Here is a 23,728-nt window from a genome sequence, read left to right as displayed (position 1 = left end):
TATACCATACAAAACCGGCATTAATGCCGGTTTTTTTATTTGATAATCAGTAGTTAAGCTAATGTTAACAAAACTTAATGTCATATAGTTTCACGTGCGATCCTTTTTTAGGAAATTTGCACTCGAATTATAAATACTAAATAATGGGAATTGGTAATATTTTCCACGCTTTTCAACCAAAAGATAAAATCTTCTTTGTACTTTTCGAGAAAGTAACTGAAAATCTAGTTGCAATGTCAGAAGAATTCAACACAGGAATCAAGGATTTCGATCTTAATGACGATTCAATGTTGAAGAAAATGAGCGACTTCGAACACAAGAATGATGAACTTACTCACGAAATTTTCGTAGAATTAGGAAAAAACTTCATTACACCTTTTGACCGTGAGGATATCCACACATTGGCAACAGGATTGGATGATATCGCTGATTATATCTACGCTTCCACAAAATATATTTTCCTGTACAAATCACCTGAGATGAAGGCTTATTCAGACTTCTCTTTATTAATCCACAAAGCATGTCTTGAAATTCAGAATGCCATGAAAAACCTTAAGGGGTTCAAAAATATGGAACAGGTGAAAGAAGCTTGTATTAAGGTGAACTCTATTGAAAATATTGCTGACGATTTGCTTTCCAATTCAATGGTAGAATTATTTGAAACCAATGATGCTATTAACATTATTAAAGTTTCATCTGTATTGAACTACCTTGAAATTGTAACGGACAAAGCAGAAGACGTTGCCAATACAATTGAGAACATCATGATTAAATACGCCTAATACATAGCAAAAAATGGAATTTCCTATTTTACTTGTAGTTATTATTGCGCTGGCCCTGATCTTCGATTATATCAATGGTTTCCATGATGCAGCCAACTCAATTGCAACTATAGTTTCTACAAAAGTTTTAACTCCATTCCAGGCTGTACTTTGGGCGGCGCTTTGGAACTTTGCAGCTTTCTTTATTGCTGCTTACATCATTGGAGAATTCAAAATTGGTAATACAATTGCCAAAACAGTTAATGAGAATTTTATTACTCTTGAAGTTATATTTTCCGGCCTTATTGCTGCTATTGCCTGGAACCTTTTGACATGGTGGTTCGGGATCCCTTCATCATCTTCACATACGCTGATCGGAGGTTTCTTAGGAGCAGCTCTTATGCATGCTTTCATGATGGATTATAATGCTGTAGCTGCAGCACAGCCAGAGCTTGGGATGTGGGAAACCATTAAAGAAGCTTTCAGTCAGGTAACACATCAGGGTGTAGTAAAGTTTGATAAAGTAATTCCTATCTTCCTGTTCATTTTCATGGCACCGATCATAGGGATGATTATTTCGATCATCATTACACTGATTATTGTACACCTTTATAAAAAATCAAATCCTCATAAAGCAGACCAGTCTTTCAAAAGATTACAGCTGGCATCTTCAGCCTTATTCAGTTTAGGGCATGGTTTGAATGATGCACAGAAAGTAATGGGGATCATTGGTGCAGCAGTAATTTATTATCACGTTAATATGCTTCAGGATGTACAGTATCTGAATATTCCTTCTGCAGAACGTTTTGATTATTTTGCACAGCATTATATCTGGGTTCCTTTGGTTTCTTTCCTTGCCATTGGTTTAGGTACCATGAGTGGTGGTTGGAAGATCATCAAAACAATGGGAACCAAAATTACGAAAGTAACTTCATTAGAAGGAGTAAGTGCAGAAACAGCAGGAGCTATTACGTTATTCATCACAGACCACTTTGGTATTCCTGTATCTACTACACATACCATTACAGGTTCTATTATCGGGGTAGGATTAACGAAAAGAATTTCAGCGGTAAGATGGGGGATCACGGTAAGCTTACTTTGGGCTTGGGTTCTAACCATTCCAATCTCTGCAATAGTAGCAGCAATTACCTATCTTCTGGTAACCTTCGTTTTCTAAAAAACAAATCATATAATTATATAAACTTTGTCCGTTTGGGCAAAGTTTTTTGTTTTATAAAGCCTTGAAAAATCGTATTTTTGTTCAAATTATAAGATTTTATGGAATTTTTAGACAGATACCAGCAGATTGTTGCAGATGCCATCACTAAATATACTTTTAAAGATAAACCTTCGGAGCTGTATGACCCGATGAATTATATTATTTCCCATGGTGGAAAACGTCTTCGTCCTATCATGGTACTTATGGCATGTGAGATGTTCGGGGGGGATCTTAAGCAGGCAATCAAACCGGCATTGGCTATCGAGTTTTTCCATAATTTTACGCTGATCCATGATGATATTATGGATGAAGCTCCATTGAGAAGAAACAAACCTACGATTCATACTTTACACGGTCTAAACGTAGGTATTCTTTCCGGAGATGGACTGATGCTGAAGGCCTATAAGTTTTTTGAAGATCTTGAACCCGAAATCTTCAAAGCATGTATCAGAATATTTACTCATACAGGGCTTTTGCTTTGTGAAGGACAGCAGTATGATATCAATTTTGAAACTCAGAAGGACGTTACTTTTGATGATTATATCAGAATGATTACTTATAAAACCGGAGTTTTAAGTGCTTCCTCTTTTGAAATCGGGGCTTTGATTGCAAGAGCTGATTTTAAAGATGCAAAAGCTATTTTCAATTTCGGAAAACATATTGGAATTGCATTCCAGATTATGGATGATTATCTTGATGTTTTCGGAGATCAGGCGCAGTTTGGAAAAAAGCATGCCGGAGATATTTACGAAAACAAGAAAACCGTTCTGTATCTGTTAGCAAGAGAACATGCAACAGATGAAGAAAGAAAAGAGCTGGATTACTGGTATTCTAAGAAGACTGAAAATGTTGACAAAGTATACGGCGTAGAAAAGATTTTCAGAAGAACAAAAGTGGATGAAAAAGCATTACGTTTGATTGAAAAACATAATGAAATTGGACAAAGCTATCTTCAGAAAATAGACGTTCCGGAAGAAAAGAAAAAACCTTTTATCGAACTGGCAAATTATTTGTTGAGAAGAGAAAGTTAATATAGGTAGCAGAGGGTAGGTGGCAGGCAGCAATTTACCTGCAACCTATTTCCTGCAACCTAACCCCTATACAATGAAATTCAGAACAGAAGTTGATATTCCTGCATCAGAAAAGAAGATTGAAATTGAAGATAAAATATTTTCAATAGGTTCATGTTTTGCTTCTGAGATGACGGATTTACTGCAAGACGGACAACTTCAGACCCTTAATAATCCTTTTGGAACTATTTTTAACCCTTTTTCCATCAATCATGCGATAAACAGATTGCATGATTCTGCATTTTATGAGGAAGAGGAGTTGATCACTTACAACGAAGAATATATTTCTCTGGATCACCACACAAGTTTTGATACCCGATATATTCACCAGACCTTAGATAAGATTAATGGAGCTATTGAAGCCGGAAATGCCTTTCTTCAGGAAGCTGACTGGATCATTATTACTTACGGATCTTCATTTATCTATGAATTCCTTCCCAAGAAAAAGTTGGTGGCCAACTGTCATAAAATTCCGCAGAAATTTTTTGAAAAAAGATTGCTTTCCCATCAGGAATTAACGAGCTCAATTTATCAGACTATTCTGGATCTTAAAGATATTTGTAAAGAAGGAGTACAAATCCTGTTTACCGTTTCACCTGTTAGACACACAAAAGATGGGATGGTGGAAAATCAGTTAAGCAAATCCAAACTGATCACAGCTATTCATGAATCTATCTCCATGTTTGAAGACTGTCATTATCTGCCTGTTTATGAGATATTAATGGATGATCTTCGGGATTACCGTTTTTACAAAGAAGATATGATTCATCCTAGCACGCAGGCGGTTAATTATATTTTTGAGAAGTTTGGAAAATCTTATTTTTCAGAAGAGACCCAGAATTTTATCAAAGAAAATTTTAAGATCGTTAAAGCTCTGGAACATAAGACCAGTGATAAGAAAGATCCGAAATTTATAGAATTTAGAGAAAAACTGGATCAAAAAATTGAAATGCAGCGAAAAAAAGTAAAACATAAAATATTTTAAATGTTCGATTTTACCGGGATTGATTATCTGAAGGATGGAAATGAAAGGCAGAAAAAGGCCTACGAAATTTTGACAAAGTATCACGTTTTTGAGAAAATGAAGGACTATTCTCCCATTTTAGCAGGAACTGTTCCTATAGAAATTGACATCAAAGGAAGCGATCTGGATATTATTTTCGAAGTGGATTTAAAATATGAACAAGACTTTCTGGATGATTTACTATTTTGTCAGCTCATTTCTCACGATGTAGAAGCAGAGTATCCCATTGTAAACGGAGAGAAATGTATTACATTAAATTTTATGCTTGAAGGTTTTCCCATCGAGATTTTCGGACAGAATAAACCTACAACACAGCAGAATGCATACCTTCATATGGTTGCCGAATACAAAATATTACAGGAAAAAGGAGAAAAATTTAAACAGGAAATAATAGAACTTAAAAAACAGGGAATAAAGACAGAACCCGCTTTCGGAATGTTGCTGGGACTTGAAAATCCCTATGAAGATCTATTGAAATTTTAAATAAAATGATTGATACACATACACATCTGTACGCAGAAGAATTTGATGAAGACAGAAAAGAAGCTATTCAGAGAGCTTTAGATAAAGGAATTACTGAATTTTATCTTCCTGCCATTGATTCAGAATCTCATGAGAAAATGCTGCAGCTGGAAACAGAATATCCGGGACAGATTTTTTCAATGATGGGGCTGCATCCTTGTTATGTAAAACCAGAATCCTGGGAAAAAGAGCTTGAAATTGTAAAAAATTACCTTGATCAAAGACACTTTCCTGCAATAGGGGAGATCGGAATAGACCTATATTGGGATAAAACGACACTTGATATTCAGGTGAAAGCTTTTGAACAACAGATTGACTGGGCGATAGAAAAAGACCTTCCCATTGTAATTCATACAAGAGAAAGCTTTGATGAGACATTCGAGGTGCTGGAAAGAAAAAAACATCCGAAACTAAGAGGAATTTTCCATTGTTTTTCAGGAAATCTGGAACAGGCACAGCATGCTATCGACCTTAATTTTATTTTAGGAATCGGTGGAGTAGTAACCTTTAAAAATGGGAAAATAGATCAGTTTCTGAACGAAATTCCTTTGGATAAAATTGTTCTGGAAACAGATTCTCCTTATTTAGCTCCGGTTCCCCACAGAGGAAAAAGAAATGAAAGCTCGTATCTTGATCTGGTAGGCGGAAAGCTTGTGAATATCTACGGAAAAGATTTTTCTGAGATAGACCGCATTACAACAGAAAATGCAAAGAATCTTTTTAGGTAATAAAACTTTAATTTTAAAATAAATAAAAACCCCTTTCCAAATTTTGAAAAGGGGTTTGTTTTTTATTTCTTTCTTGTGAAGTTCTTATTTTTAGGCTTTTTAAATCCTACCGAAGCTCCTGCAGAAGGCTTTTTACGGTTGTTATTTGGCCTTGAATTATTACTGTTGCCAGTTTTAGGCTTCTCACCACCTGCATTAAAAGGTTTGTTATTAGAATCCCTTTTCTGGGCAACAAGATCATCAGTATGGAACGGATGGTCTTTGATTACCGGGATTTTCTTCCCAATAAGCTTTTCTGTATTCTTTAAGTTCAAAAGATCAAGTCCATCTACAAAAGAGATAGAATTACCTTCAGCTCCCGCTCTTCCTGTTCTTCCAATTCTGTGTACATACGTTTCAGAAACATCGGAAAGCTCAAAATTGATCACAAATTTCAATTCATCAATGTCAATTCCTCTGGCTGCAATATCAGTAGCTACAAGAACTCTTGTTTTCCCGGATTTAAAGTTATTCAGAGCATTTTGTCTTGCATTCTGAGACTTATTACCATGAATGGCCTCAGCAGAGATACTATCCTTCTGAAGTTTTCTGGAAATTTTATCCGCACCATGTTTTGTTCTTGCAAAAACCAATACAGAATCTGAAATATCATTCTGAAGAATATGAGAAAGCAAATTCAGCTTGTTATCTTTTTCTACAAAATAGACAGATTGTTTGATGGTATCTGCGGTAGAAGAAACAGGAGTTACCTCTACTTTTACAGGATTATTAAGGATAGAATTAGCCAGCTTCTGAATCTCAGTCGGCATTGTTGCTGAGAAAAATAAAGTCTGTCTTCTCTGAGGTAAAAGTTTAATGATTCTTTTTACATCATGCACAAAACCCATATCCAGCATTCTGTCTGCTTCATCAAGAACAAAAATCTCAAGGTTTTTCAGGCTGATGATTCCCTGAGCAATAAAGTCCAGAAGTCTTCCAGGTGTTGCTACCAGAATATCAACTCCTTTTCTCAAAGCAGCCTCTTGGTTTCCTTGTTTTACCCCTCCGAAAATAACAAGTTGTTTTAATGGAAGATATTTACCGTATGCATTAATGTTTTCCTCAATCTGGATAGCCAGCTCTCTGGTTGGAGTAAGGATTAATGCTTTTATATGTTTATTGGGAATTTTATTTTTGGATAAATTCTGTAGAATAGGGATGGAAAAAGCTGCTGTTTTCCCAGTTCCTGTCTGCGCACAACCTAAAAAGTCTCTGCCTTCCAGAATATCAGGAATAGATCTTTCCTGGATAGGAGTAGGAGTCGTGTATCCCTGCTCCTGGATTGCTTTTGCAATAGGTTCTATTAAGTTTAAGTCTGTAAAATTCAAATGAATTATTTTAAAATTTAAATAAAAATTCCTTCGGTCTGAAAGAATTACATTTTGCAAAGGTAGTTTAAAAAAAATTAAGAATTTTTTATCTCTTTTTCAGGTATGTTTGTCACCAAAAATAAATAGCTGTCCAAATATGAGCAGCCATCTTTTATTGTAAAAATTTATTCGAATGAAAAGCTAATTAACAGCTATTTCACTTTAGTCCACTGTTGATTCTTTCTTAAATTCTCAAAAAACTGATACACTTCAGAAAGCTTTTCGCTTCCATGTTTTCCGTAGTCTTCCACATTTTTTGAAGTTCCGTCAGCTAATTTTATTCTTAGATAAGAGGTAGGAAGATCCGTGATATTATGTTCTCCATATTTATCATGTAAGCTTTTTACATTTAACCCATCAAGCAAACTGATCAGTTTATTATAATCCTCTTCTTTAATCGTTCCTTTGAAAGTTCCTTCACGAGGCTTTGAAAACTCATCTTTAGAAGGTTTATCATTAAAATTAAAGTGCTCTGCTTCAAAAACGGCTGTTCTGTCCGGATTGATTGTCATTTTAAATACAGGGCAGAATCCAAAACACGGAGTCGCTTCATACTCAATTTTAGTATATTTTGAATTTACCTTTTGAGAAGTTGTACAGGAAGTTAAAAATACAAATGCACAAATGGCTAGCAAATATTTCATAGTTTTTTTCAATTTCGGAGAGTCTCCCAATAATTGTTCCAAAAGATAAAACCTTTCTTTGTTTTTATGTTAAATATAAAATGGCAAACCTATTTAAACCTTTATTTTTTGAACCATTAAGATTTAATAAGAGTTTAAGAGTATTAAGGTAAGCTTTATCTCTTAAATCTTAAGCGTTTAAATATTATGTAGAAAAATAGGAGAATTGTATAAAGAAAAACAGCCTCAGAAAAAATCTAAGGCTGTTTTTTATGATGCAGTTCTATTTCTAAAATAAAACTGATGAATCAATGTTTTCTATCCATGCAATTGTTTCCAGATAGCATCTTTCAGTTCCATAAGGCCCTCTCCGGTAACACCTGAGAAGAACAGAGGCTGTTTGTTTTCCGGAAATTCTGCTGCGATTTCCTTTTTCAGTTCATCATCCAAAAGATCAGATTTTGAAACGGAAACAATGAAATCTTTATCCAACAATTCAGGATTGTATTCTTTTAATTCATTCTCAAGAATTTTAAACTCCTGGAAATGATTTTCAGAATCAGCAGGAATTAAAAATAAAAGGATAGAGTTTCTTTCAATATGTCTAAGGAATCTGTGTCCTAAGCCTTTTCCTTCTGCGGCTCCTTCAATAATCCCAGGAATATCAGCCATTACGAAAGATTTGTAATTTCTGTAATCCACGATTCCAAGGTTAGGAGTCAAAGTGGTAAAAGCGTAATTGGCAATTTTTGGTTTTGCCGCGGAAACAGACGCTAAAAGTGTAGATTTTCCAGCATTTGGAAACCCAACAAGTCCTACATCCGCCAAAATTTTAAGTTCGAAGACCACATAGCCTTCCTCACCATCCATTCCGGGTTGTGCATATCTTGGAGTCTGGTTAGTAGAGGATTTGAAATGTTCGTTTCCTTTTCCACCTTTTCCTCCCTGCATCAAAATGATTTCCTGTTTGTCTTCAAGGATTTCTCCGATAATTTCACCATCTTCATTTTTAGCGATAGTCCCAATAGGAACATCGATATAAATATCAGAACCGTCAGCTCCGGTCAGCTGGTTTTTCGCTCCGTTTTCACCTCGTTCTGCTTTTATGTGACGGGTGTATCGAAGGGGAAGCAAAGTCCATTCGTTAGCATTTCCTCTCATAATGACGTGTCCGCCACGACCTCCGTCACCTCCGTCAGGACCGCCTTTAGGAATATACTTTTCACGGCGAAGGTGGGCAGAACCAGCACCTCCGTGTCCGCTTTTACAATGGATCTTTACGTAATCTACAAAGTTAGACATATAGTTTGTGTTGCAAGTTACAGGCTACGGGACGAAATTTTATCCCGTGCCCATATCCCGATTATTTAATTTTCTCTACCTCAGCGAAAAGTTTTTGGGAAATCTCATCAATTTCTCCAACACCGTTTACCTCTACATATTTACCCTGCTGCTTATAAAGCTCGGCAACTTCTGCTGTTTTAGTATAATATTCTTTAATTCTGTTTTCGATGATCTCTACATTGCTGTCGTCTGATCTTCCGCTGGTTTCTCCTCTTTTCAGAAGTCTTTCAACCAAAATTTTGTCCTCTACTACCAATGAAAGACAGATATCAATATCGTCATTCAATACTTCTTTAACGATCGTTTCCAAAGCTTCTGTCTGAGCAGTTGTTCTTGGATATCCGTCAAAAATAAAACCGTTGGTATCAGTAGGTTTTTTGATCTCATCGATCAGCATATCTGTTGTTACCTGATCCGGAACCAATTCTCCCTTATCGATGTATGACTTAGCCAGTTTTCCAAGTTCAGTGTCATTTTTCATATTGTATCTGAAAAGATCACCTGTTGAAACCTGTTTTAAATTGAATTTCTCGATTAGATTCTGAGCTTGTGTTCCTTTTCCACTTCCTGGAGGGCCGAACAGAACAATGTTTATCATAATGTTGATACGCTTCCAGCAATGGGCATTTTTGCTTCTGGCTCGTGGCTTTTGGCGGCTTGCTTTTTTGCTTTCAGCTTTTTTAAGTTATTATTAAATTTATTTCTTTATATAATTTTTAAGCTAAAAGCTATCAGCTAATAGCCAACAGCGTTTAATGGTTGATTTGTCCGTCTTCCAACTGGTATAAATTCGGTAGGTTTCTTCCTAATTCATCATAATCCAGTCCGTATCCAAGTACAAATTTGTTTGGAATTTCTTTTCCAATGTAATCCAGTTTAAAATCTTTCTTGTAAATCTCAGGTTTCAATAAGAAACTTGCCAGTTTTACAGATTTAGGACGTTGTGTTTCTTTAAAATATTTGAAAAGACTTTCAACAGTATTTCCTGTATCTACAATATCTTCTACAAGAATAATGTGACGGTCTTTCACTTCTTTAGTAAGCTCCATTTTCTGATAAACAATCCCTGTAGATTCTGTCCCTACATAAGAACTCATTTGAATGAAGGCAATTTCGCATTCCCCCGGGTAATATTTTAAAAGATCTGAGAAGAACATCACCACTCCATTTAATACACCAATGAAAACAGGAACCTCATCCTTGTAATCTTCATAAATTCTTAACGCTGTCTCTTTTACAATTTCCTGAATTTCGGCATCCTTTAAATAAGGAACGAAAGTTTTGTCGTGAACTTTAATGCTTTCCATAAAATTTTTAGTAGTTGGCAAAGTTACGGATTTTTGATTAAAATACTTTCCTGTTTTTATCAGTTTGAAAGTTTATTGGTTTTGTAGCGGTAGAATTGAATAGGATGATGAAGCCTGTTTAAATAATAATAAGTAGAGGCTCTTTACCAGATAGAATGATATAGCCTCAAAATAGAATTCCGAAAATGATTAAAAATAAACAGGTGTTTGAAATGGGACTGAAGAAAAGGATGATAAATGTCTTGATCATTGATGAAAAATGAATATTCCGAAAAATGAGTATCTTTGTTCCTTCAAAACCCAACAATACAGATATGTAGAATATAATTTCTTTCAGATTCAATAAAACGGTAACAAAGATGTTGCTGGTGTTCAACTATTATTAAGAAAGAAATCATGATTTTACTGCAAAATATATCCTTTGGGTTTCCGGGAGGAAATCTTCTATTTAATTATATCAATTTAACAATACAGCCTTCCATCAAATCTGCTTTGGTGGGATGCAACGGCATGGGAAAATCTACCCTGCTGAAAATGATCGCTGGCGAAATACAGCCTCTCAACGGCAATATTACGATCCATGATGATATTTTTTATGTGCCTCAAATGTTCGGAAATTATAATCACCTTACCATCGCAGAATGTCTGGAAATAGATAAGAAACTACTTTCTCTTCAAAAAATAACGAATGGAGAGGTGGATGAAATTTATTTTGAAACGCTTAATGACGACTGGGATATTGAAGAGCGATGCCAGCAAGCGCTGGAACATTGGGGACTCGAGAATTTTGAATTAACCCAAAAACTGGAAGGCTTGAGCGGCGGTCAAAAGACTAAAGTTTTTCTTGCCGGAATTCAGATTAACCAGCCTGATATTATCATCCTGGATGAACCTACCAATCATCTGGATCTTGATGGAAGGAAGCTGCTGTATGATCTTATTGATAAAACAAATGCAACAGTGGTTATCGTAAGTCATGACCGTGCTTTGCTCAATCTTGTGGATACAATATTCGAGTTAAGTAATCAGGGAATTGCAGCCTATGGTGGAAATTACGATTTCTATGCAGCACAGAAGGAAGTGGAAGAGGAAGCCTTACAGAATGACATTCATTCAAAAGAACGTACCCTGAAAAAAGCAAAAGAAAAGGAAAGGGAAACACTGGAAAGAAAGCAAAAGCTGGATTCAAGAGGAAAAGGAAAGCAGGAAAAATCCGGTGTAGCGAGAATTATGATGAATACCCTTCGGAATAATGCTGAGAAAAATACTTCAAAACTGAAAAGTGTACACGCTGAGAAAATCAGTGGAATTTCAGACGATTTAAGAGATTTGCGTTCCTCTTTAAAGAATTCTGATCAGATGAAAGTCAATTTTAATGATTCCAATCTGCATTCAGGGAAAATTCTTGTTGCTGCAGAGAATATTAACTTCAATTATGGAAAGGGAAGTCTCTGGAAAGAAAATCTTAATCTTGAGTTGCGGAGCGGAGATAGAATTTGTATTAAGGGGTCAAATGGTTCCGGAAAAACTACGTTGATAAAGCTTCTGCTGGGAAATATTGAATCTTCAGAAGGAGAAATAAACAGGGCAGAATTCAACAGTATCTATATTGATCAGGAATATTCTTTGATTGATCATGAATCAACGCTTTATGATTTTGTACAGACCTTCAATGACAGTGCATTACAGGAATCCGAAGTGAAAACATTACTATCCAGATTTCTGTTTGGAAAAGATACATGGGACAAGAAATGTGGTATGCTGAGTGGTGGTGAACGTTTGCGCTTACTTCTCTGCGGACTTTCCGTCAGCAATAAAGCTCCGGATATAATCATTCTCGATGAACCAACTAATAACTTAGATCTTCAGAATGTAGAAATTCTCACCAATTCTATCAAAGATTATCAGGGAACTCTTTTAGTTATTTCCCATGATGAAGTTTTCCTGAACGAGATTGGGGTGAGCAGTGAGGTTTTGTTGGATTAAGAACGATATTCATACTTTGTTATTCAGTAGAAATCTAAATATGATGAGGTTTCTGCGAATGTATAATGTGGGTGTATTCAATAGGGGTGGGCTTTAGCCCGCCTTCAATATCAAAACAGTTCCATTGGCTTTAGCCAAAACTTATCATAAAAAAACCTGGAAATCAATTTCCAGGTTTTTATTTTCTATGAATTAAAAAACATTATTTTTTCGTTTTCTTAATTGCATCCAGATAAATCTTTTTGATACTGTTTTTCTCTTCCTTCTCACAAATGTCTTCAACAGTAGGAAACAGAGAAGAATTATGACTGGTTTTCAATTTTAAAATTTCACCCAATGCAAATGCTGCACTCCATCGTACTACAGTTCCTTCATGATCTGTATTGCCAAGAAGGTTGGTAATAGCCTGATCCAGATTTTCAGTGAATAAATGAGCTGTATTGCCTATTACTTTGGCGCTTTCCCATTTTATTCTGGGTGCTTTTTCAGTAAGGGTTTGGATAACAAATGAAAATACGGTTTCATCTGCAAGACTGGGATTCTGTTTTGTAGTATATTCCAGGGCTTCAATGCAGGTTGCTTTTACAGGATCTTTTGATTTTTCAGCGAAAGCAATCAGCTCATCGGTAGGTAAGGATTTGTCAATAATCCATTTACTGATGATGTCTACCTTTTCCTTTGATTTTACAGCCTTGTCTTTTATAAGTTCTTCTATAGTCACAGTGATTGATTTTGTTTTTTCAGTGTTCTAAAATAGTAATTCCTTTTGAAAGTACTAATCATTGCGAGCAAAGCGAAGCAATCTCTATTGAATCTGCAGATTTGCCTGTTTTATTCTATCCAAAATGATGTCCATCTTTTGAGATAGCTCATAATTACCCGAAAGCTCAATCAGAGGGGTGTCTATATCACATAGCCATTCAAGGTGGGCTTTTAAAGTTCTGTTGGCAATGCCTGTATTATGGTCATAATCTTTAGCCCAATCCATAAACTCCTGAAACTTTTTGGCTCTTTCCGGATTGGTGATAATTTCGTCACCATATCTTTCATATTCCCTTTTTCTCAATCTTTCCATTCTAAGTTCAGAAGGCAGATAGAGAAATATAATCAGGTCAAATGTCGGAAACACATTTTCACCCCAATGAATAACCGAACCTCCAAAAATCCAGTTTTTAGTAGCATGAAGCTGTTCTGAAATACGCGCATTTCTGATGTCAGGATTTTGTCTTTCTGTAAAGGGATTTTGGGTTGTAAGTCAGAAAAAATCATCACTGTCGAGGTACTCAATATTAAGTTTTTCAGACAGTGCTTTTCCTAAAGTGGTAACCCCGGAACCGGAAGCTCCGAAAATATGTATTCTCATGATTTTTAAGTGTATTAAATCAACGAAATCTGTATAATCTGAAAGATTTTTTATTTTAAAATCCAATTATAGATTCCATTCAAAACCTCTTCTCTTATTTCCTCATTCAAAATCTCATGGCGCATATTAGGATAGATCTTTACGTCTACATTTTGAAAACCGTCAGCTTTTAAATGTTCAACAGTATGCATCACCCCTTTTCCAAAATCGCCAATCGGATCATTTTGTCCACTTACGAACAAAAACGGAAATGATTGGGGAATTGAGGAAGCCCAGTTTCTTGCTGTCGCTTTTTTATAAATAGTAAATAAAGTATAAAAAGCATTATGAGTAAAAGGAATTCCACAAAGTTCATCCTGCTCAAAAGCCTTTCTGTTGTTAGGGTTTACACTCAGCCAGCTGGTATCACTGAAATCTTTATCCTTTTTAAAATGTTTGTTATTAACGCTTGTGAAAACAGAATTCAAAAAAGTACGGTGACGAGGCGCAATGGCAGTAGCTAATGACAAATAACCTCTTAACAAGTCTATTCCCGGTAAAGGTCCGCCGGTTCCTGTAATAATAGCTCCTGCAAACTTACTGCTTGCCTTTTGAAGAAGACAACGGGTAATAAAAGATCCCATCGAATGCCCCAAAATAAAATGCGGAACATCCGGAAACTGCTCTGCAAGATAATCAGCCATCATTTCTGCATCGGCAACAAGCCTTTCATCCGGTTTTTTAAGCTGGAAGAAACCAATATCTTTTTTCTCTTCTACAGATTTTCCGTGTCCCAAATGATCATACGTCAATACAGCTATTCCATGAACTGCAAAATATTCTGCAATTTCTGCATATCTTCCGCTATGTTCCTGCATGCCATGAACAATGAGTAGCGTAGCTTTTGCTGTTTCCGGAGAAAATAAGGTGTAGAAAAGCTGGGACTCATTGTTTATTTTTGATGGGAGGTATGATGTTTGGTATACTGGCATAATAAGTGGGATTTTGCTTTATTTTATCTTAATGTCAGGGATCTTGTAATTTCCGACAGTTTCAATTAATTGAGAAGAATTGTTTTTTAAATTAGTAAAGAATGCATCAATATTTTTATCATATCCTCTTTCACTTACAGCAAAAAGAAGAATACCTTTATTTTTACCATCATTAATAAGCTTATAACGGTAAACATTTCTTTCTGCAATCAATATCTCCTTACCATCCTTTGAATTTTTGCTGATAAGAAAATCTAAGATATATTCTTCATCTTTTTCAAGAATTTTATAATTAATAACCGGATTCGTTTTTTTCATCTGCTGAAGTTCTCCTACTTTTTGATCAATAACGTCTTTCAAAGTAAAATCTCCTTTTACAAACTCAATTAAAATCATACTGTTGTATTGGTTGATGTCTTCTTTTGGAGTTAGATATTCCTGCTTGAAATAATTTTCATTGGGATGAGAGCTCCAGGCTAAATTATATTCTTTTTGGTTTAAATTAATAGGTTCCGGAACATTCAGATAATCATTTACTTTATCCTGAGCTTTTAGATAAAACAAAGGAACAATTAAAAATAGAAATAGAATTTTAAATTTCATTTTGCGTAATTTTTAGAGTAAATATAATCCATTTTATATAGGTATAAAAGTAAAAATATCAGAAATAAGATGATATTCAGCCTCATGATTTTCATTCCAACTAAAAATAAATATCCTCTATAATTTGGTCGTCAGTTTTTTTAAAAGTAATTTTGCACGAATCTAAAAACAAAAGTAAAATATGTCAACTTATGTAGTTGTAGGTCTTCAGTACGGAGATGAAGGCAAAGGAAAAATAACGGATGTTTTATCAGCAAAATCAGACTATGTAGTACGTTTCCAAGGGGGAGACAACGCTGGTCACACGGTTTATGTAGGTGAAGAAAAATTCGTTTTGCACCTTCTTCCTTCAGGAGTTCTTCAATGCAAAGGGAAATGTATCATTGCGAACGGAGTAGTGGTAAACCCTAAGTCTTTTATTAGAGAAGTTGGTCAGATCGAAAGCAAAGGCTTAAGAACAGATCATATCTTTATCAGCAGAAGAGCGCATGTAATCATGCCTTACCACATCCTTTTGGATACTTACCGTGAAGAGGAACACGGAGGGACTCAGATTGGAACTACCAAAAAAGGAATCGGACCTTGTTATGAAGATAAAATTGCAAGAGTTGGAATCAGAATGGTAGATCTTTTAAATCCTGAGATTTTAAGAGACAAAATTGAGAAAAACTTAAAAGTTAAGAACTCTCTTTTTGAAAAATATTACGGAAAGCCAACTTTAGACGTTGAAGAAATCTACAACGAATATTTAGCAATCGGAAAACAGCTTCAGGACAGAATCGTTGATACTGAATTAGAGCTGAACGAGGCGATCAGAGACGGTAAAAATGTATTGTTCGAAGGTGCTCAGGCATTAATGCTTGACATCGACTTCGGAACATATCCATACGTAACTTCATCTTCTCCATCTACAGGAGGTGTTTGTTCAGGAGCTGGTGTGCCGCCAACTTCGCTTCAAAACCTTATCGGAGTAGCAAAAGCTTACTGTACAAGAGTAGGAAACGGACCTTTCCCTTCTGAATTAGATAACGAACTGGGTGAAAAAATCAGACAGATCGGTGGTGAGTTCGGAGCAACTACAGGAAGACCAAGAAGAACAGGTTGGTTAGACCTTGTTTCTTTAAAGCATGCTTGTATGATCAACGGAATCAATAACCTTGTGATCACTAAGCTTGACGTTCTTACAGGAATTGAAAACCTTAAAGTAGTAACACATTACAAAACTGAAGACGGAAAAGTTATTGATTATTTCACTTCTTCAACAGAAAAATTGTACAACTACGAACCAATCTATCAGGATTTACCAGGTTGGAGCGAAGATATTACAAAAGCAAGAAGCTATGATGAACTTCCTGACACTGCTCAGAAATACATCGAGTTTATTGAGAAATACTTAGGAATCAACGTATACTTAGTTTCTGTAGGTCCTGAAAGAAGTCAGAACATCATCAGAAAAGAATTATTCTAATATTCTTAAACATAAAATAACAGAGAGGCTATCATTGGATAGTCTCTTTTTTTGTTTAAAAATTTTCTTCTACAGACTTGTCAAGGAGGTTAGGGAGCTCATCAATTAAGAGGTGATTCCAGTTTTGAATTTTTGTATACTTTTGTTTTGGTAGAAAAATATAAATAAGAAAAATAATGGAAGAGAATAAAATACCCCAGCGTTTTCTGAACAATATAGTGATCAGTTTATATCTTACAATGGCATATTCTGTTTTAATTATTGTTTATTTAGGATTACCATTCAATGTGAGTTCGAATTTTTTGCTGATCCTTTTTATTGTCTGCAGTTTGATTTTTAGTACAGGTGCGATTTATTTTGCTGCTAAAAGCTATTCGAAAACAAAGATCAGTTCTATTATTTTGATTATTATTAATACACTCGGATTACTAATACCGCTTGCTCTTCTTTTGATGCTTATATAACCTTTGTATTCAGCTAAGGTTCTTCTATTTATGTTTATTTGTTTTTATGAAAAATAGTGTTGTTTTTCTATATAAACTTTCTATTTATAAATGTTAAAATTTAAACATTATCATAAAATTTTCTAATATTATGTTGTTTTGCTAAAATTTTGGCAGATGTTTTGATATTACAACATTGCTTATCGATAAGAGCTAACAAAACTAATAATCACAATTTTTAACAGTTTAAATAGTAGTAGTGATGAAACAACATAACCAAAACCAGGAATTTCGTTTTAACGAAGTCCTGTTCGAGCACCGCAATAAAGAATATGGTGCCTATGCATTAAGAAACGAATCAGATAGAATATTAACCAAAGCACTTTTTATCGGAGCAAGTTTAATGGCTGCAGTATCTCTTACACCATTTGTAATTTCTGCATTCAAAACTCCGGAAGTGATTACTGATGGTGGATTTGTACTTCCTCCTCAGATGATCATTCCAGAGGAGAATAAACCGAAAGATCCTCCTGCGCAGATTGTAAAACCCACTCCGCCAGCTCCTGCTGTAAAAGCATATGACGACAGATTGCCGGAGCCTAAAGCAATTGTTACTAATGAAAAACAAGTGGAGGATAAAACAAATGCGATAGCAAGTACACAAACATCGGAGGGTAAAGAAATACCAAATACAACCTATATTCCGATTGTTCCACGTGTTATCGGAGGGGATGGTCCGCCTGCTGTAAAGGCTGATCCCGTAGTTGAAAAAGCTGATCCTAAAAAGATTGAAACAGAATTAAGTGTAGAAGCTAATTTCACGGGAGGAATAGACTCCTTCAGAAATAAAGTAATGAACAACTTCGATGGTTCAGGATTTGAATCAGAAGATGTTGTAAAAACGACAGTTACCTTTATTGTAGAAATGGACGGAACGATCTCAGGGGTAAAAGCTAATGGAACCAACGCCGATTTTAATAGTGAGGCAATGAGAACAATCAAAAACATCTCAAGCAAAGGGAAATGGATTCCTGCCAAAAACAAAAAAGGAGAATTCGTAAGAAGTTATTTCAAATTTCCAATCTCAATGAAATTTGATAATTAACACGAAAAGACAAATTTTAAATAGTTATCCACAAAGATTTTTTTTTGTGGATAATTTTTTTTATCGTTAAATTGCTTATTAACAATATTTTAACTCAATTTTGGTTTTCCCCACTCACCGAGAGCAAAGAAAAAAGTGTATTTTTGAAACTTAAAGTTCTAATAATGGCAAAAATCATAGGTATTGCTAATCAAAAAGGAGGCGTTGGTAAAACTACCACCGCTGTTAACCTGGCGGCAGCATTAGGAGTATTGGAAAAGAAAATATTAATCATTGATGCTGATCCTCAGGCGAATGCTACATCCGGTCTGGGGGTGGAAGATGTTCAGTATTCTACATATAATCTACTGGAGCATAGTGCAGAAACAAGAGTTTGTATCAAAAGAACTGCGACTCCAAACCTTGATATCATTCCGTCACATATCGACCTGGTAGCTGCGGAAATTGAATTGGTAGACAAGGAAGATCGTGAATATATGCTGAAAAAAGCATTAGCCAGTGTAAGAGATGATTATGACTATATTATCATTGATTGTGCACCGAGTTTAGGTCTTATTACCGTAAATGCTCTTACAGCAGCAGACTCTGTAATCATTCCAATCCAGTGTGAGTACTTTGCATTAGAAGGACTTGGAAAACTTTTGAATACCGTTAAAAATGTTCAGAAGATCCACAACAAAGATCTTGGAATTGAAGGACTTCTTCTTACCATGTATGACAGCAGATTGAGATTATCCAATCAGGTAGTGGAAGAAGTGAATCTACACTTCCCGGAAATGGTCTTTGAAACCATTATCAGCAGAAACGTAAGACTAAGTGAAGCACCAAGTTTTGGAGAAAGTATCCTGAACTATGATGCAGAAAGTAAAGGAGCTGTTCAGTATATTCAGTTAGCTGAAGAAGTTCTTTTAAAGAATGAAAACTTAATAAAGAATTAAATTAATAATAAATGGCCATGAAGTGAATGCCAGCCATCACTTATCAAACATCATTTATCAATTATATCTATGAAGGACAAAAAAAGAGCTATGGGACGTGGTTTGGGCGCCATTTTAAGCGCAGAATCTAAAGCAACTATCAATTCAGCTACTGATGAAGGAGCAGATAAGTTTGTGGGAAATATTGTAGAAGTTTCGCTTGAAGATATCTATCCGAACCCGACGCAGCCGAGAACTTATTTTGATGAAAAAGCATTAAACGAACTTGCACAGTCAATCAAAAACTTAGGCGTAATCCAGCCGATTACCCTTAGAAAAGACGGTGAGAAGTTTGAAATCATTTCCGGGGAAAGACGTTACAGAGCAACTAAAATTGCAGGGTTAACAACAATTCCTGCCTATATCCGTTTAGTGAATGATCAGGAACTTCTTGAGATGGCTCTTGTTGAAAACATCCAGAGAGAAGACCTTGATGCTATCGAAATTGCATTAACTTATCATAGGCTTTTAGAGGAAATCGGTCTTACTCAGGAAAATCTGAGCCAGAGAATTGGAAAGGATAGAAGTACCATTACCAATTCTATCAGACTCTTAAGATTGAATCCGGATATTCAGAATGCTATCAGAAGTGGTGAGATTTCTGCAGGACACGGAAGAGCGATTATCAGTCTTGAAAGTGAAGAAGATCAGCAGGTTTTGTTTGATCTTATCATCAAAGAAAAATTAAACGTTCGTCAGGCAGAGCAAGCTGCTGCTGCACTAAAGAACCCGAAGTCTCCTGCTGCCAAAAAAGCAAAAGTGGAGCTTTCTAATAATTATAAAAAAGCCCAGAAGACAATTGCTGATATCTTAGACGTAAAAGTAGAGATCAAATCTTCTGGAAATGGTAAAAAAGGTAAAATTGTTCTGGACTTCAAAAATGAAGAAGAGCTGGAATACATTTTGTCTCATATTAAATAATGAAGAAAATATTTTTCACATTTTTCTTGTGTTTTGCCGCACTGGCCTACTCACAAGTAAAACCCATTGATACTGTTCGGGTGCAGACACTTCCGAAACAAGAATCTCGTGTAATAAAGCCGGGCAAAACAGAAGCAAAGATTATCGAAGATCTTGAAAAAGCTAATGGCCCTACAGTAAAAACCATAAAGCTGAATCCTACCAGAGCAGGTTTATATTCTGCAGTTTTACCCGGATTAGGACAGTTTTACAACAAAAAATACTGGAAGATTCCCATTGTTTGGGGAGCGGTAGGAGCCGGAGTAGGTATTGCTGTGTGGAACGACAACCAGTACAAAAAGTACCGTGAATATTATGTAGCAAAGCTGAATGGTACCCCTAATGAATTTGTAGACAGCCACCCGTGGCTGGACAAAAGAGCTTTAGGAAATGCCCAGGACAGAGCCAAAAGACAAAGGGATTATGCCATTGCCATTACAGGATTAATCTATATTCTGAATATTGTAGATGCCGTAGTAGATGCACACCTTTACGAAAGCCGCCATGATCCGGATCTGGTTTTTAAACCATCGGTTATTCAAGATCAGTATGGATACAGCGCTCCGAAAACAGGCTTTAGTTTAAGTTACAGATTTTAAAAGACAATAAATCTGCAGAAAGATCTGAAGATTACATGCAGTATTAAAAAATAAAAAGATTATATGAAAATAGCATTAGTTGGTTACGGAAAAATGGGTAAGATCATTGATGAGATCGCACAGAAGAGAGGTCATGAAGTAGTTGCCCGTCTGAAGGAAACCCCCACTGCTGAGAATCTTAATAATCCGGACGTTGTGATTGAATTCTCATTACCGGAAGTTGCATTTGAAAACATCAAAGCTTGTCTTGAAAATAAAATTCCGGTGATCTGCGGAACAACTGGCTGGCTGGATCAAAAATCTGAAATAGAAAAATTAGCTGTAGACAACGAAACAGCATTCCTATATGGTTCCAACTTTAGTTTAGGAGTCAATTTATTCTTTGCTTTAAACGAAAAACTGGCGGATCTGATGAAGAATGTTGATGAATACTCTTGTCAACTGGAAGAAATTCACCACATCCATAAAAAGGATGCTCCAAGTGGAACTGCTATTTCCATTGCAGAAGGGATTATTCAAAATAACCCGAAATTCGATGCATGGAAGCTGGAAGAAACAGAAGGTAAGCAGCTTGGTATTTTTGCAGTGCGTGAAGATGAAGTACCGGGAACTCACAGCGTGTATTATAGAAGTGAAGTAGACGAAATCGAAATCAAACATACCGCTTTCAACAGAAACGGTTTTGCACTGGGAGCTGTAGTAGCTGCAGAATGGATTAAAGATAAAAAAGGAAACTTCGCAATGAAAGACGTTTTGGGACTTTAATTTGTAACAAATTCTGTAAATTGCAGACCAATAAGCAGAGAATGATGAATAGTGAATTGTAAACAGCAGAGTGCTTTTATCATTTATTACTCATCATTTTATCATTTATATCATAAGAATAGGCACAAAAATTTATGAATTATTTTTTAACTTATACAGTATATGTCCTCGTACTATCCGTATTGATGGGGATTTCATCTTGGAAACTGTTCAAGAAAATGGGCTATAGCCCCTTATTTGCTTTTATCCCTTTTTACAACTATTTCATCATTCTTAAAGAAACAAAACATCCGAAATGGTGGGCAATCCTTTCTTATCTTCCGATTGTAGGGCCAATCATGATGTCTGTTTTTCATCTTTATTTAGTGAAAAAGTTCGGGAAAACACTTTTCAAAGATCAGATTCTTACAGTGATTCTGCCGTTTATTTATATGGCAGTAATCAACTATTCTAAAGATGTAGAGTTAGAAGATGAGAATGCAAACGACCTGTTCCTTACAGACGAAGAGAAAAATGATAAGAAGAAAGATACATTCGTTGGTTCCATTACCTTCGCGGTAGTTTTTGCTACCATTATTCACGTTTTTGTAACGCAGCCTTTCGGGATTCCTACAGGATCCATGGAAAGAACATTATTGGTGGGTGACTTCCTTTTTGTAAACAAATGGAGCTATGGATACAGACTTCCAATGCGTCCGGTAGCAATACCTTTCCTTCAGGGAACGATTATGGATACAGGACAGAAAGGTAACCCTAAAGATGATCCAAAATCTTATGTAGATGCTGTAAAATTACCTTATACAAGAATTTTACAATTCAACAAACCACAGAAAAATGATGTAGTTGTTTTCAACTATCCTCAGGATTCTGTACATACAGCCATCGACAGAAAAGATCCTTACGTAAAAAGATGTGTAGCTACAGCAGGTGATACTTTTGAAATGAGAGCCGGAAGACTTTTCGTTAACGGAAAGCCGGAAATCGTTTTAGGAGATCAGGAAGTACAACACGGATATATGGTAACCACAGATGCTCAATTGGATATTCCAACTTTATATAAAGTGTACGGATTTTTACCGGTTCGTGAATTTCAACAGGATAGTGGAGGGTATGTTTATGCTTTTCAGGGTTTAACAGATAAGGTTGCTAAAGAAATTAAAGAACTTCCTCATGTTACAGACATAAAAGAACAAGTTTTTGCAAAAGAAGAATCAGCAGTTGCTTATAAAGATGAGGCGAGAACGAAAATTGATACGACTCAATCCATCTTCCCAATTAATAAACCTTGGAATGCTGATTGGTATGGACCATTAAGAATTCCTAAAAAAGGAGATGTAGTGGCTATCAACCAGGAAACACTTCCAACCTATCAGTGGGTTATTTCTGAGTATGAGCACAATAGTTTAGAAAAGAAAAACGGAAAAATCTTAATTAACGGAAAAGAAGCTACTCAGTATACTATTCAGCAGGATTATTATATGATGGTGGGGGACAACAGAGATGCTTCATTAGATGCAAGATTCTTTGGTTTCGTTCCGGAAGAGAATATTGTCGGAAAACCGATGTTCACATGGATGAGCCTTCAGGGAGCATTTGCGGACAGCAGCTCTACTTACCAGGCACCATTCAAAATCCGTTGGGAAAGAATGTTCAAAGCAACCAATACAGGAGAAGCTAATAAAACCTCTTACTGGTGGATTGCGGCAATGATCCTTATATTGTTCTTCGGATGGGAGTATTTTGTGAAACTGTTCAGAAAGAAAAAAACTGAAGACGATTAATAGAAAAATTAAACTTAAAATAGAATGAAGTATTTGAAAAAATACTTCATTTTTGCATTATGAATATGACGAATGTATTATTACCAGCATTTTATATGCCCCCAATTTCATGGTTTTCAGTGTTTTTGAACCCTGAGAATGAAATTGTATTGGAACAATTTGAAAACTTTCCAAAGCAGACCTATAGAAACAGAACAAACATCTATGGTGCCAACGGAAAACTGTCGTTAATAATTCCTATCAATCATAACGGAAAAAGAGAATTTAAAGATATAGAAATCTCTTACCGTGAGGATTGGAGAACCCTTCATTGGAAATCAATCAAGACAGCATACCAAAGCTCTCCTTATTTTGAATATTATGAAGATAAGTTCAGAAAGATTTTTGACCTTAAAGAAAAATTTCTTTTGGATTTTAACCTTAAAGGGATAGAAGTGATCCAACAGATATTGAAAACAGAAAAGGCACACTCTTTGAATGAAGAATATATCAAAAACCCTGAAAGTATCAACTTCAGAGAAAAATTTTCGGCAAAGCTTCCTTCAGAATTTCAAATGGAAGAATATTACCAGACTTTTTCTGACAAGTTCGGATTTTTGGAAGACCTGTCGGTTCTTGACCTTATTTGTAATAAAGGCCCGGAATCTATGGTATATATAAAAAATATAAAACAACCGTATTAGCATACAGTCGCTATTCA

Annotated in this window: 25 protein-coding genes; 15 read left to right on the top strand and 10 right to left on the bottom strand. The window is 35.6% G+C overall.

Going from position 1 to position 23,728, the window contains the following annotated elements; all coding sequences use genetic code 11:
* The first annotated feature begins 143 nt into the window (after positions 1-143).
* The 6 genes from ACM6F9_RS18825 to ACM6F9_RS18800 all read left to right on the top strand — a co-directional run bounded on the left by ACM6F9_RS18825 (position 144) and on the right by ACM6F9_RS18800 (position 5,324).
* Complete coding sequence (locus tag ACM6F9_RS18825; RefSeq protein ID WP_027374906.1) at positions 144-782, top strand: DUF47 domain-containing protein; 639 nt, start codon at positions 144-146, stop codon at positions 780-782.
* A gap of 13 nt (positions 783-795) precedes the next feature.
* A complete protein-coding gene (locus ACM6F9_RS18820; protein WP_414847113.1) occupies positions 796-1,938 on the top strand; it encodes an inorganic phosphate transporter in 1,143 nt (380 codons plus the stop codon).
* 101 nt (positions 1,939-2,039) lie between these two features.
* Positions 2,040-3,011, top strand: coding sequence for a polyprenyl synthetase family protein (locus ACM6F9_RS18815; protein WP_047374128.1), 972 nt, complete (start codon positions 2,040-2,042; stop codon positions 3,009-3,011).
* Between the two features lie 73 nt (positions 3,012-3,084).
* A complete protein-coding gene (locus ACM6F9_RS18810; protein WP_414847112.1) occupies positions 3,085-4,035 on the top strand; it encodes a GSCFA domain-containing protein in 951 nt (316 codons plus the stop codon).
* Positions 4,036-4,557 (top strand): DUF4269 domain-containing protein, encoded by a 522-nt coding sequence (locus tag ACM6F9_RS18805; RefSeq protein WP_414847111.1) that lies wholly within the window; start codon positions 4,036-4,038, stop codon positions 4,555-4,557.
* A 5-nt stretch (positions 4,558-4,562) separates the two neighbouring features.
* On the top strand, positions 4,563-5,324 hold the full coding sequence (locus tag ACM6F9_RS18800; protein ID WP_414847110.1) for a TatD family hydrolase: 762 nt from the start codon (positions 4,563-4,565) through the stop codon (positions 5,322-5,324).
* 62 nt (positions 5,325-5,386) lie between these two features.
* Here the strand turns inward: ACM6F9_RS18800 and ACM6F9_RS18795 are convergent, their stop codons facing one another.
* The 5 genes from ACM6F9_RS18795 to ACM6F9_RS18775 form a co-directional block, all read right to left on the bottom strand.
* Positions 5,387-6,691, bottom strand: coding sequence for a DEAD/DEAH box helicase (locus ACM6F9_RS18795; RefSeq protein ID WP_414847109.1), 1,305 nt, complete (start codon positions 6,689-6,691; stop codon positions 5,387-5,389).
* 194 nt (positions 6,692-6,885) lie between these two features.
* The gene (locus tag ACM6F9_RS18790; protein WP_414847108.1) at positions 6,886-7,377 is read right to left on the bottom strand and encodes a DUF6438 domain-containing protein; all 492 of its coding nucleotides are present in this window, start codon (positions 7,375-7,377) and stop codon (positions 6,886-6,888) included.
* Between the two features lie 297 nt (positions 7,378-7,674).
* Entirely contained in the window at positions 7,675-8,658 is a 984-nt protein-coding gene (gene obgE, locus ACM6F9_RS18785; RefSeq protein WP_105704320.1) for a GTPase ObgE, read from the bottom strand.
* 61 nt (positions 8,659-8,719) lie between these two features.
* Positions 8,720-9,298: an adenylate kinase gene (locus tag ACM6F9_RS18780; protein WP_047374143.1), complete on the bottom strand. Its 579-nt coding sequence runs from the start codon at positions 9,296-9,298 to the stop codon at positions 8,720-8,722.
* A gap of 154 nt (positions 9,299-9,452) precedes the next feature.
* Positions 9,453-10,007 carry a phosphoribosyltransferase gene (locus ACM6F9_RS18775; protein ID WP_105704321.1) on the bottom strand — a complete coding sequence of 185 codons (555 nt, stop codon included), beginning with the start codon at positions 10,005-10,007 and terminating at the stop codon, positions 9,453-9,455.
* Between the two features lie 396 nt (positions 10,008-10,403).
* Here ACM6F9_RS18775 and ACM6F9_RS18770 point away from each other — a divergent pair, with 396 nt between their 5' ends.
* Positions 10,404-11,993 (top strand): ABC-F family ATP-binding cassette domain-containing protein, encoded by a 1,590-nt coding sequence (locus tag ACM6F9_RS18770; protein ID WP_414847107.1) that lies wholly within the window; start codon positions 10,404-10,406, stop codon positions 11,991-11,993.
* A 202-nt stretch (positions 11,994-12,195) separates the two neighbouring features.
* On the opposite strand, the gene ACM6F9_RS18765 is transcribed toward ACM6F9_RS18770, so the two are convergent.
* The 5 genes from ACM6F9_RS18765 to ACM6F9_RS18745 form a co-directional block, all read right to left on the bottom strand.
* Positions 12,196-12,714: a HEAT repeat domain-containing protein gene (locus ACM6F9_RS18765; RefSeq protein WP_414847106.1), complete on the bottom strand. Its 519-nt coding sequence runs from the start codon at positions 12,712-12,714 to the stop codon at positions 12,196-12,198.
* Between the two features lie 84 nt (positions 12,715-12,798).
* A complete protein-coding gene (locus tag ACM6F9_RS18760) occupies positions 12,799-13,122 on the bottom strand; it encodes a hypothetical protein (RefSeq protein WP_414847105.1) in 324 nt (107 codons plus the stop codon).
* Positions 13,123-13,248: 126 nt separating this feature from the next.
* Positions 13,249-13,356, bottom strand: coding sequence for a shikimate kinase (locus ACM6F9_RS18755; RefSeq protein WP_414847104.1), 108 nt, complete (start codon positions 13,354-13,356; stop codon positions 13,249-13,251).
* 50 nt (positions 13,357-13,406) lie between these two features.
* Positions 13,407-14,327, bottom strand: a complete 921-nt coding sequence (locus ACM6F9_RS18750; RefSeq protein ID WP_414847103.1) for an alpha/beta fold hydrolase — start codon at positions 14,325-14,327, stop codon at positions 13,407-13,409.
* 18 nt (positions 14,328-14,345) lie between these two features.
* A complete protein-coding gene (locus ACM6F9_RS18745) occupies positions 14,346-14,930 on the bottom strand; it encodes a hypothetical protein (protein ID WP_414847102.1) in 585 nt (194 codons plus the stop codon).
* A gap of 181 nt (positions 14,931-15,111) precedes the next feature.
* Between ACM6F9_RS18745 and ACM6F9_RS18740 the strand changes: the two genes are divergently transcribed.
* The 8 genes from ACM6F9_RS18740 to ACM6F9_RS18705 all read left to right on the top strand — a co-directional run bounded on the left by ACM6F9_RS18740 (position 15,112) and on the right by ACM6F9_RS18705 (position 23,711).
* Entirely contained in the window at positions 15,112-16,398 is a 1,287-nt protein-coding gene (locus tag ACM6F9_RS18740) for an adenylosuccinate synthase (protein ID WP_129042423.1), read from the top strand.
* A gap of 705 nt (positions 16,399-17,103) precedes the next feature.
* The gene (locus tag ACM6F9_RS18735) at positions 17,104-17,946 is read left to right on the top strand and encodes an energy transducer TonB (RefSeq protein WP_414847101.1); all 843 of its coding nucleotides are present in this window, start codon (positions 17,104-17,106) and stop codon (positions 17,944-17,946) included.
* A 164-nt stretch (positions 17,947-18,110) separates the two neighbouring features.
* Positions 18,111-18,884: a ParA family protein gene (locus ACM6F9_RS18730; protein WP_089732508.1), complete on the top strand. Its 774-nt coding sequence runs from the start codon at positions 18,111-18,113 to the stop codon at positions 18,882-18,884.
* Between the two features lie 69 nt (positions 18,885-18,953).
* The gene (locus ACM6F9_RS18725) at positions 18,954-19,844 is read left to right on the top strand and encodes a ParB/RepB/Spo0J family partition protein (protein WP_126653870.1); all 891 of its coding nucleotides are present in this window, start codon (positions 18,954-18,956) and stop codon (positions 19,842-19,844) included.
* Positions 19,844-20,482, top strand: a complete 639-nt coding sequence (locus ACM6F9_RS18720; protein ID WP_414847100.1) for a DUF5683 domain-containing protein — start codon at positions 19,844-19,846, stop codon at positions 20,480-20,482. Before ACM6F9_RS18725 ends, ACM6F9_RS18720 begins: the two co-directional genes overlap by 1 nt.
* 63 nt (positions 20,483-20,545) lie before the next feature.
* Positions 20,546-21,247, top strand: a complete 702-nt coding sequence (gene dapB / locus ACM6F9_RS18715) for a 4-hydroxy-tetrahydrodipicolinate reductase (RefSeq protein ID WP_414847099.1) — start codon at positions 20,546-20,548, stop codon at positions 21,245-21,247.
* Between the two features lie 134 nt (positions 21,248-21,381).
* Positions 21,382-23,028, top strand: a complete 1,647-nt coding sequence (gene lepB, locus ACM6F9_RS18710; protein ID WP_414847098.1) for a signal peptidase I — start codon at positions 21,382-21,384, stop codon at positions 23,026-23,028.
* A 59-nt stretch (positions 23,029-23,087) separates the two neighbouring features.
* Positions 23,088-23,711: a WbqC family protein gene (locus tag ACM6F9_RS18705; RefSeq protein ID WP_414847097.1), complete on the top strand. Its 624-nt coding sequence runs from the start codon at positions 23,088-23,090 to the stop codon at positions 23,709-23,711.
* The last annotated feature ends 17 nt before the right edge of the window (positions 23,712-23,728 follow it).

It is taken from the genome of Chryseobacterium sp. IT-36CA2 (assembly GCF_949767875.1).
Taxonomy (GTDB): Bacteria; Bacteroidota; Bacteroidia; order Flavobacteriales; family Weeksellaceae; genus Chryseobacterium.
This window is presented reverse-complemented; position numbering and strand designations above follow the sequence as displayed.

Excerpts from the sequence above, each read along its gene's own strand:
- obgE (WP_105704320.1), bottom strand. The coding sequence starts at position 8,658 with ATGTCTAACTTTGTAGATTACGTAAAGATCCATTGTAAAAGCGGACAC.
- ACM6F9_RS18740 (WP_129042423.1), top strand. The coding sequence starts at position 15,112 with ATGTCAACTTATGTAGTTGTAGGTCTTCAGTACGGAGATGAAGGCAAA.
- ACM6F9_RS18800 (WP_414847110.1), top strand. The coding sequence starts at position 4,563 with ATGATTGATACACATACACATCTGTACGCAGAAGAATTTGATGAAGAC.
- ACM6F9_RS18820 (WP_414847113.1), top strand. The coding sequence starts at position 796 with ATGGAATTTCCTATTTTACTTGTAGTTATTATTGCGCTGGCCCTGATC.
- ACM6F9_RS18745 (WP_414847102.1), bottom strand. The coding sequence starts at position 14,930 with ATGAAATTTAAAATTCTATTTCTATTTTTAATTGTTCCTTTGTTTTAT.
- ACM6F9_RS18810 (WP_414847112.1), top strand. The coding sequence starts at position 3,085 with ATGAAATTCAGAACAGAAGTTGATATTCCTGCATCAGAAAAGAAGATT.
- ACM6F9_RS18775 (WP_105704321.1), bottom strand. The coding sequence starts at position 10,007 with ATGGAAAGCATTAAAGTTCACGACAAAACTTTCGTTCCTTATTTAAAG.
- ACM6F9_RS18815 (WP_047374128.1), top strand. The coding sequence starts at position 2,040 with ATGGAATTTTTAGACAGATACCAGCAGATTGTTGCAGATGCCATCACT.
- ACM6F9_RS18705 (WP_414847097.1), top strand. The coding sequence starts at position 23,088 with ATGAATATGACGAATGTATTATTACCAGCATTTTATATGCCCCCAATT.
- ACM6F9_RS18770 (WP_414847107.1), top strand. The coding sequence starts at position 10,404 with ATGATTTTACTGCAAAATATATCCTTTGGGTTTCCGGGAGGAAATCTT.
- ACM6F9_RS18720 (WP_414847100.1), top strand. The coding sequence starts at position 19,844 with ATGAAGAAAATATTTTTCACATTTTTCTTGTGTTTTGCCGCACTGGCC.
- ACM6F9_RS18790 (WP_414847108.1), bottom strand. The coding sequence starts at position 7,377 with ATGAAATATTTGCTAGCCATTTGTGCATTTGTATTTTTAACTTCCTGT.
- ACM6F9_RS18825 (WP_027374906.1), top strand. The coding sequence starts at position 144 with ATGGGAATTGGTAATATTTTCCACGCTTTTCAACCAAAAGATAAAATC.
- dapB (WP_414847099.1), top strand. The coding sequence starts at position 20,546 with ATGAAAATAGCATTAGTTGGTTACGGAAAAATGGGTAAGATCATTGAT.
- ACM6F9_RS18730 (WP_089732508.1), top strand. The coding sequence starts at position 18,111 with ATGGCAAAAATCATAGGTATTGCTAATCAAAAAGGAGGCGTTGGTAAA.
- ACM6F9_RS18755 (WP_414847104.1), bottom strand. The coding sequence starts at position 13,356 with ATGAGAATACATATTTTCGGAGCTTCCGGTTCCGGGGTTACCACTTTA.
- ACM6F9_RS18780 (WP_047374143.1), bottom strand. The coding sequence starts at position 9,298 with ATGATAAACATTGTTCTGTTCGGCCCTCCAGGAAGTGGAAAAGGAACA.
- ACM6F9_RS18805 (WP_414847111.1), top strand. The coding sequence starts at position 4,036 with ATGTTCGATTTTACCGGGATTGATTATCTGAAGGATGGAAATGAAAGG.
- lepB (WP_414847098.1), top strand. The coding sequence starts at position 21,382 with ATGAATTATTTTTTAACTTATACAGTATATGTCCTCGTACTATCCGTA.
- ACM6F9_RS18725 (WP_126653870.1), top strand. The coding sequence starts at position 18,954 with ATGAAGGACAAAAAAAGAGCTATGGGACGTGGTTTGGGCGCCATTTTA.
- ACM6F9_RS18750 (WP_414847103.1), bottom strand. The coding sequence starts at position 14,327 with ATGCCAGTATACCAAACATCATACCTCCCATCAAAAATAAACAATGAG.
- ACM6F9_RS18735 (WP_414847101.1), top strand. The coding sequence starts at position 17,104 with ATGAAACAACATAACCAAAACCAGGAATTTCGTTTTAACGAAGTCCTG.